Annotated in this window: 7 protein-coding genes; 3 read left to right on the top strand and 4 right to left on the bottom strand. The window is 50.6% G+C overall.

Annotation, left to right across the window (positions count from 1 at the left end; all coding sequences use genetic code 11):
* The 3 genes from VE954_RS32725 to VE954_RS32715 all read right to left on the bottom strand — a co-directional run.
* Positions 1-233, bottom strand: a 233-nt coding sequence (locus tag VE954_RS32725; RefSeq protein ID WP_324960959.1) for a hypothetical protein, incomplete at its 3' end; no start/stop codon positions are given.
* A 222-nt stretch (positions 234-455) separates the two neighbouring features.
* Positions 456-1,577: a hypothetical protein gene (locus VE954_RS32720; protein WP_324960957.1), complete on the bottom strand. Its 1,122-nt coding sequence runs from the start codon at positions 1,575-1,577 to the stop codon at positions 456-458.
* Between the two features lie 291 nt (positions 1,578-1,868).
* Positions 1,869-2,315: a hypothetical protein gene (locus VE954_RS32715; RefSeq protein WP_324960955.1), complete on the bottom strand. Its 447-nt coding sequence runs from the start codon at positions 2,313-2,315 to the stop codon at positions 1,869-1,871.
* A 367-nt stretch (positions 2,316-2,682) separates the two neighbouring features.
* Here VE954_RS32715 and VE954_RS32710 point away from each other — a divergent pair, with 367 nt between their 5' ends.
* From VE954_RS32710 to VE954_RS32700, 3 genes are all read left to right on the top strand, one after another.
* Entirely contained in the window at positions 2,683-2,874 is a 192-nt protein-coding gene (locus tag VE954_RS32710; protein WP_324960953.1) for a hypothetical protein, read from the top strand.
* 439 nt (positions 2,875-3,313) lie between these two features.
* Positions 3,314-5,191, top strand: coding sequence for a hypothetical protein (locus VE954_RS32705; protein WP_324960951.1), 1,878 nt, complete (start codon positions 3,314-3,316; stop codon positions 5,189-5,191).
* Positions 5,191-6,042 (top strand): hypothetical protein, encoded by an 852-nt coding sequence (locus tag VE954_RS32700; protein WP_324960949.1) that lies wholly within the window; start codon positions 5,191-5,193, stop codon positions 6,040-6,042. Before VE954_RS32705 ends, VE954_RS32700 begins: the two co-directional genes overlap by 1 nt.
* Before the next feature lie 38 nt (positions 6,043-6,080).
* Here the strand turns inward: VE954_RS32700 and VE954_RS32695 are convergent, their stop codons facing one another.
* Positions 6,081-6,503 (bottom strand): transposase, encoded by a 423-nt coding sequence (locus VE954_RS32695; protein ID WP_324960947.1) that lies wholly within the window; start codon positions 6,501-6,503, stop codon positions 6,081-6,083.
* Positions 6,504-7,087: the final 584 nt, after the last annotated feature.

The following is a 7,087-nucleotide window of genomic DNA, read 5'->3' as shown; positions in this document are numbered from 1 at the left end:
AGCCAGATGAGGGTCTCTGTGCGTGTGCCTTCATTCATGATTGTCGTTGAGATTAAAGGATATTCCGCGCGCTTGTCACGTCGGACCCCACCGACAGGCACCGCGATGCGTTTTTCATCCTCATACGACCACAGGGCAAATTGATAATGGGATGGGTTGCTGGTTTGCGGAGACTTTTTCTTCCGCGGGCGACCCTGCCCTTCATATTCACGATTGATTGCTGTTGCAGCCATCCATGGCTCTCCAGGCAAAAGGTTCCTGACCCATTCACAGCTGCGGCTTTAGGCCGCAAAAATGGCTGAAATTGGTTGGATTTTGACAAAGTTTTCTTGATGTCTTGCTTTGAAGATCGAGGCGGGATATTTTAGGAGTTACTAGGCTTCTAAAATTCGTCTCGATGGTCGCAAGACCTTCCCCCTCGCAGGGGGATTTGTTTTTTTAACGCCGGTTTTGTATCACCTCGCTTTATCGTCAAGTCTGCGTAATACGAACATCATCAGGCAGGCAATCGCCTGTAGACCAATCCGTTGAGCTATATCTTGCGAAGCCTTCCGAAGCTCGTCAGAAAGTACCGGAGCTGAAGGCCTTTGCGGAGCAGCCTTCGTCTGAGACTGTACCTTCCATGTTGCAAAGTCTTTATCGAGTTGACGCTTCGAGCGCAAAGTTTCCGGTGCGCTGTCGCCCAGATCTCTTCTATTTTTCTGATAATCAACAGACGAGCGTTGATACCGGAATTCAGCAGCACTCAATAACTTTGCTGCAGCGGAGGATTCCAGCTGATATGCGGCCATGTCCAAGTCATATTGTGATTGAGCTGAACGGTATTGTTTAAATTCGTTGCTGAACAATTGAACATGGGGCGCGATGAACAAGAGAATACTGGTAAGAAAGATCGCTACAGCTCCATAAACGGCGATCTGCCGGGATCTGGGATCAGAGGTTTTTGCGCCAATCAGTAGAGGGGGAGCATATTCAAACGCAGCTGCAACTATAAGAGTTCCAAGGGTTCCCCCAAGCGTGTCCCATAGAGAAGTCGTCAACCACGCACTGCAGGCAAATGCAATGCCTATAAATGGCCAACGCTCAAACTTAAAACTGTTGTCCTTGTTTTCATGAACTACTTGAACCGTAGGTCTGAAAATATCCTCGCGGGCTACAGCGTGTATTTCCGCACCTGATGATGAACGGCTTGAGATTGGCGTAGACAGCTGCAGCTGATGCACCATTTTCTGCACTTCGTCACGGCTAGGTTGGGGTACATCAGTTACGTATTTATTCTTCCAAGCCTGAAACTTTCTGGATTCCAGGTTTGCCGATTCCAGGTTTGCCGATTCCAGGTTAGCCGATTCCAGGTTTGCTGCTACATCAGCTGCGCGGGCAGGTACTTGGTGCAATTCCGGCTGAGAATTTGGTAGGGAGCGCAGGCGCCGGCGTGAGGGCATAGCTGCTCTCAGCTTAGCAGCTTCGGGAGTAAGACCCTTGCTCTCCCAATAGCGCTCTCTTTCTGCGCGATTCTTTTCTTGCCGTGCCGGAGATTTGCGATGACGTTCTTCTTGGGTTGTGGAAGCATAGCCCATAGGTTCAGTTCTCCTCGTGTCAGGGGGACTGGTCTTAGCAGGGTGTGAGTGTTAGCCGCACTCATACCTTGCGCTACCGATATCAATCATAAAGCTCTCAAATCTTTAAAAATACCTTTAATTTCAGTGTCTCAGAGCTTGTCCCAGTGGTTGTCCCAGTGGTTGTCTCAGTGTTTGTCCCATTGGCTGTCTCATTGTTTGTCTTACTGCCTGTCCCAATGGGTGTCTCAAAGCTTGTCTTATTGGATGTCCCACTAGGTGTCTTAGAGGGGGTCTCAGAGGAAACTACTGTTAATACCTCATAACCCCTTCTTTTTGTTTAATTTTCTGAAACTTCTTTAGGTCAATCGGCTTCTCTTTTTCAATTGCTTGAACAATCTTTGGATGAACCTCGTACCTGATCCAATACCCTCTTCGCTCACTATGGATAGCGATCCAATTGTCGTGTGCTATGCGTTGGATCAGCTTTTTAACTTTCGAGTCCGTCCAATTAAAATATTCTGAAATCAACCTGTGACTGATTTTCTGTGTCACATGTCCAGATATGGATGAATCCAATACAGCTACAAACAGCTCCAATAGCGGATACCTGGGAGTTTGTCGCTGCTCCTCAATCTCGAAATCAATCTCGAGATCATCAGAAAAACTCCCCGCAGAAGATGCACCTTCACGTTTCCTATCGACAGCGCTCTGTTTTGTTGTCAACGGTTCTGAAGCTTTTTGGTGGGTCTCTACCACTGCACGTACCAGTGTCCTATTGGGTGTCCCAGAGGCTAACAATTCAGCCGTATCAGTGGATGTCTCAGAGGGTGTCCCAGAGGCTAGCAATGCAGCCGTCTCAGTGGGTGTCCCAGACGGCATCGTAGCTGGGGTAGTGAAGTTCGAAATGTATCGCTTCTCGTGGCGAGGCTCTGTCGCAAACATTTCCGAGGTCGAGGTGAGTTTCTGAAAGGAGCATTCCCCGGACGCAGTTATCCTGCGAGGGCGTAAAACTGCTCGAATGGAGGGGAGCCCTGAATATCGATCTGACCTTTTTTGATAATGGCCATCCTCTCAATTCCAGTGAGGGTCTTCGCGGCCGCATGGCTAAGATGCCGATCGCAGCTTGTTTGAGCTGTTTGCTTTCAATCGGGTGTACCTGGGAAAGATCGATATAGAGCTTGTCGTCACCGATGCCAAGGCACTCATCACGAGGCAAAGCCGGAATCCTTTGAATGACGTTATCTCCAGCGTCTTTCTTCGGACGATTCGGGTTCATACCGAGTGTGCTCAGAGTACCCGCATGCGTTTGAACTGAACATCTGTAAGCCAGCAGAAGAGAGGAATAATGCTGGTTTGCCACGACACAGGTCTGGCTGAGAATGACCCACTGCGATTGGAGAATACCTGTGTGGCCATTCACCCCTTCGAAAGCCCTGGGGCTGGGGGCCCTTTCCGTATGGAATAAGTGCTGGATTGGACACTCCGCAGTGGATCTGGATGCTTCTCATTGCATTCCCAGTCCAACTTCCCGCTTTCCAGGCAGCGCGGCAAGTCTCTTAAGCGACACAGGGCTATTTCATCCTTCCTGCGTCGTATTGCAGCGTAGATCCCTGCGAAACCTTGCCCAGTGTCGTCCGACGTGACTTTAATTCCGCTCGGAATTTCTCTTCAGGACCAACTACTTAGGCTGACCACTACACTTCCAATCGCCTTGGGTCGTTACTGTTCCAGTGCATCGAAAAGCGAGGTGGAGCGTGAGCTTGAATCAAACAGGGTCAGCGAGTTTAGTGGCACTGACAGGACTGGCGGCCCTGGCTTTCACGACGATTTTCGTTAGCCTTCGCCAAAAGGAAATAAACCAGGATGTGGAGAAATCCCGAATATCCAATTCCCGAAATCTGGCTGAAACGCTCAACCTTTCAAACATTTCAACATTCAAGGCTCTGGTGAATGAAGCTAAAATCGGAGCGGGATATGAACCCGCGCTCTATCCCGCGAACTACTTTGAAAGTCAGTGGACCTTCCTTAAGAATCCAAATCTCATTCTGACTCATGTCACGGTTTCGCAGGGAAAAGTCCATCTCGGGTCTTTGGCGACTAACCATGCACATTATGAAGACTTTCTCAATGTGTTGAAGGGGACCGACAGTGTTCTTAATAAGTTGACCCAGCCTGCTGCTGTCGAAATCGTAAGGCAGAATTCACGGCCGGGCCATCCCTATTACATAGAATCGGTCGACGTCCGAACCGGGTCCAGCTTGGAACGGTCTCAGTCCTATTCCGCCAAAGCTCTCAACGCAACAGCCCGTATCAACCTTGTCCCCCCCTATCCAACAGCTTTAAGCCTGTGGGTCAAGGCCCCTGGTCAGGCCACGTTTAGCCAGGACTTTGGATCCACCGGGAGTGGATTGCCCGCTGGGGATTATGTTTTTCAAGTAAGGGCTTCGGGCGTCGTTCATTACGCGGAAATCGAAATGAGCGGGCAGTCGTCAATCCTCGGTATCGATGGCACTTCAGGGCAGATCGTTCATAGCGCCAATAATATTAAGGCGCAGGACGTGGTGCTGGGGGAAATCGTCAAAAGCATTCTGCCCGGCGGGACCACCTCCGGACGTGCCGCATTTCAAGGCTGCGCAATATCTGTTGATTACGGAGTGGGCGGAGGAAATGTTGTGGGCGTTCCCATACGAGTTTCTGCGTATGCGGTCGACGGCACAGAATCCACCGGCCTCAGGGTTGAAAAAAACCTGTTTGTTACGTCGGCCACCCAGCAGACAGCCCAGGCTGGCCCCGGGGCAAGAGCGTGCGAAAGTTCCTGCCCCATTCGGTATTGGGAGGATATCGCCCAGGTGCCTGGGGCCTTGGTCACGCATTTCGATAAGAGTCTTCTTGGGATTACGGATCCGAAGCAGCTCGACACCGCCGACTGGAATGAAACCAATAACCTTATCGATGGTGGAGGCAAAGGCCTCATCTGCGGCAACCAGGAGCTGATTGCCGAAGCCCTCCATCAGGCATCCGGGCTTCTGCCCTCTCAGTATAATGCCGCTAATCCGGACGCATTTACGACAACCTATGGAAACAATTATCATCTATTCCGTTACTTTGCCTACCTTGCGCCGGCGTGTGAGCGACAGCTGCTTGGCACCCGCGATAGCTGTGGCTGCTTTCAGGAAAATACTCGTATCCGGATGGCCGATGGCACGGATCGCCCCGTGCGCCTGATCAGGCAGGGCGATTGGGTGTGGAATCCGCGTCTCCAGAAGCCTTCGCGAGTCGCAAGAGTGATTGCGGGGCCGGAGAAATTCCCTCTTCTTCGCGTTACGACAACTTTTGGGGCGGTCGAGGTCACGGGCGAGCACCCTTTTCTAACGACATCGGGTCTACGCAAAGCGCACGAATTGCTCAAAGATGAAGTCATTGTGAACGGCAGTCAGGCTGAAACCGTACTGGAAATCGTCCCTTTAAGCCAGGATGCAGCCGAACACCCCACCGTATGGAACTTAAGCCTCGAGGGCTCAACCCTTCAGGACGATGAGCATTATATTCTTGCGAACGGTATTATGACAGGTGATCTGCTCCTGCAGGAACGACTGGGCAGCCAGGCATCTGGCAGAAGAGATGAGAAGTAATGAAACTACCGACGCCATTGATAGGTTTGATCGTCATCGCCATGCTGCTGGCAGTCGGGATTTGGCGGAAAAAGTCTGCAGTTCCTGTCGTAACTTCATTATCAGCTCCTCAGGTCATGCCTGCCCGCATGGCAACAGCGAATGGTAAGCGCAATGAACAACCGAAGCAGGAGCAATTGAAGCTTCAGCACAACCTGCTCATAGCGCAAAAATTACGGCCAATCGTGACGTCACATGCAGGTAAGGCGGATAAGCTGTCCATTGGTTTCGACATGCGCGCCTTATGGTGTAAGACGGGCGATCTTGATACCGTGAAAGCGCTGGCACCAGGGCTCAGGCAGAAGGCGTTTCAGCTGAGTCTGGAGACCCTTGGGGGCGACAGGACCGTGCAATCGGTCCGTTTGAGTCTGGATGATATAACGAAAGAGCGAGCTCAGGAATTCAGCCTGCCGCCGACCCAGGAGGAACAGATCGTAAGTGTCTCGCTTTGCCTCGCGTCCGGGGGGCAGCGTTGTCAGGATCAGGAAGTCTGGAATCCGCAGGAACCTCTGAGCCATTTGGAAAAATCCAGCAGCTTGCTTTTTTACTCTCAATATCTCCTGCGAACCCAGGATGGCATGTACCTCGTTTCCACAGAACGGTGGGGCAACGATTCGGTGGCCCGGATCAAAAAAACTTTAAAAGGTCTGGATACGGAGAGCCTGAACGAATTAACCAAGGGCTTCGCAAAAATCCGCATCATAAAGCCCATGCCGGCGGTTTTAAGTGCAAAAGGCCTGCTGCTGCCCCTGAGTTACAATGATCCGCGCTGTATCACGCATCAGGCCGCAGCTCTCAACTCCGCAAAGTAAGTTATTCAGACGAGGAAGCTTCTGTTTAAAGGCCGGGATCAAGGACCTGACAATGCAGGTGTCCCCTCAGCAAAATCTGGCTGTCGATCAGCAAAATTAAGCGTCTCAGGCGACTGGTTGAATGACGGAAGTCGTTTCCCACCAGGAATGCTGCAAGCTCGGGCTCCAGATGCAGTAACCATAATAAGTCCTATTGCCCCAATTGTTTTAACCACGTTCTCTGACCAGAGACCGGCAGTTGGGTCCGATGTCCCTTCGCCCACCTTCAAAACGGCGAACTCCGCCCGATCTCGATTTTCGCGTATCCAGCGGTGAAGAAGACTCTGGGAAAGTTCGTATTTCCTCGCCACCTCAGCAATAACCCCATCAGGCCCGAGAGCTTCGTTGACGATTTCCGATTGTTGTTCGTCCGTGAATTTGCGTCGGCGCTCTGCTCGAGTCACTATATCGTATTTGGCCATTGGTAAGTCACACTCCTTAGACAACCAATAAGCTGAATGCCCAAGGTTAAGCGTGTGTCAGGAAGATCGGCAGGCGGGTTTATCGAGCGTTGACCTTAAAAGTAGGCCCAAATTAGCGAAGGAAGCTGTAATGAAGCGCCATAAGCTGCTTTATTAATGTGTAGGTTCAGCTACAGTGGAAGCTGCCGGTTGAACATTGAAAAGTTCCAATATAAATCGAGGTGGCACGGTGGGATCTACACCGAAAATGACCTTGGTTGCCAAGGCACTCATGTAAGAGGTAACTTATAAATTTCCCAATAATTTAACTGTTATCCTATTTTATAGGCATTCGTTCCGTGGTCATGCATAATTGTATACTACGGGCAGGATCTTCAATTTTAATCTGGTGATTTATGAAAAATTACGTGTTTCAATGGGTGAACAGCAAAACCTTAAAAATATCAGGATGGGTCCAGCAGCCGGACAGCCTCCTGATACAATTGACGGTATTATTCGCTGGTGAATCTGCTCTTATTGACATGTAAAGTCATCCCAAATGTGCCTGGAAATTGGGGGGGTCGGCATGTCGGTTCGCCATTATA

This window comes from Oligoflexus sp. (assembly GCF_035638955.1).
Taxonomy (GTDB): domain Bacteria; phylum Bdellovibrionota_B; class Oligoflexia; order Oligoflexales; family Oligoflexaceae; genus Oligoflexus.
The sequence above is the reverse complement of the archived record's forward strand: the minus strand, read 5'-3'. Positions and strand labels throughout refer to the sequence as shown.

Bases quoted from the DNA above. Each gene is read 5' to 3' on its own strand.
- VE954_RS32720 (WP_324960957.1), bottom strand. From the start codon at position 1,577: ATGGGCTATGCTTCCACAACCCAAGAAGAACGTCATCGCAAATCTCCG.
- VE954_RS32700 (WP_324960949.1), top strand. From the start codon at position 5,191: ATGAAACTACCGACGCCATTGATAGGTTTGATCGTCATCGCCATGCTG.
- VE954_RS32695 (WP_324960947.1), bottom strand. From the start codon at position 6,503: ATGGCCAAATACGATATAGTGACTCGAGCAGAGCGCCGACGCAAATTC.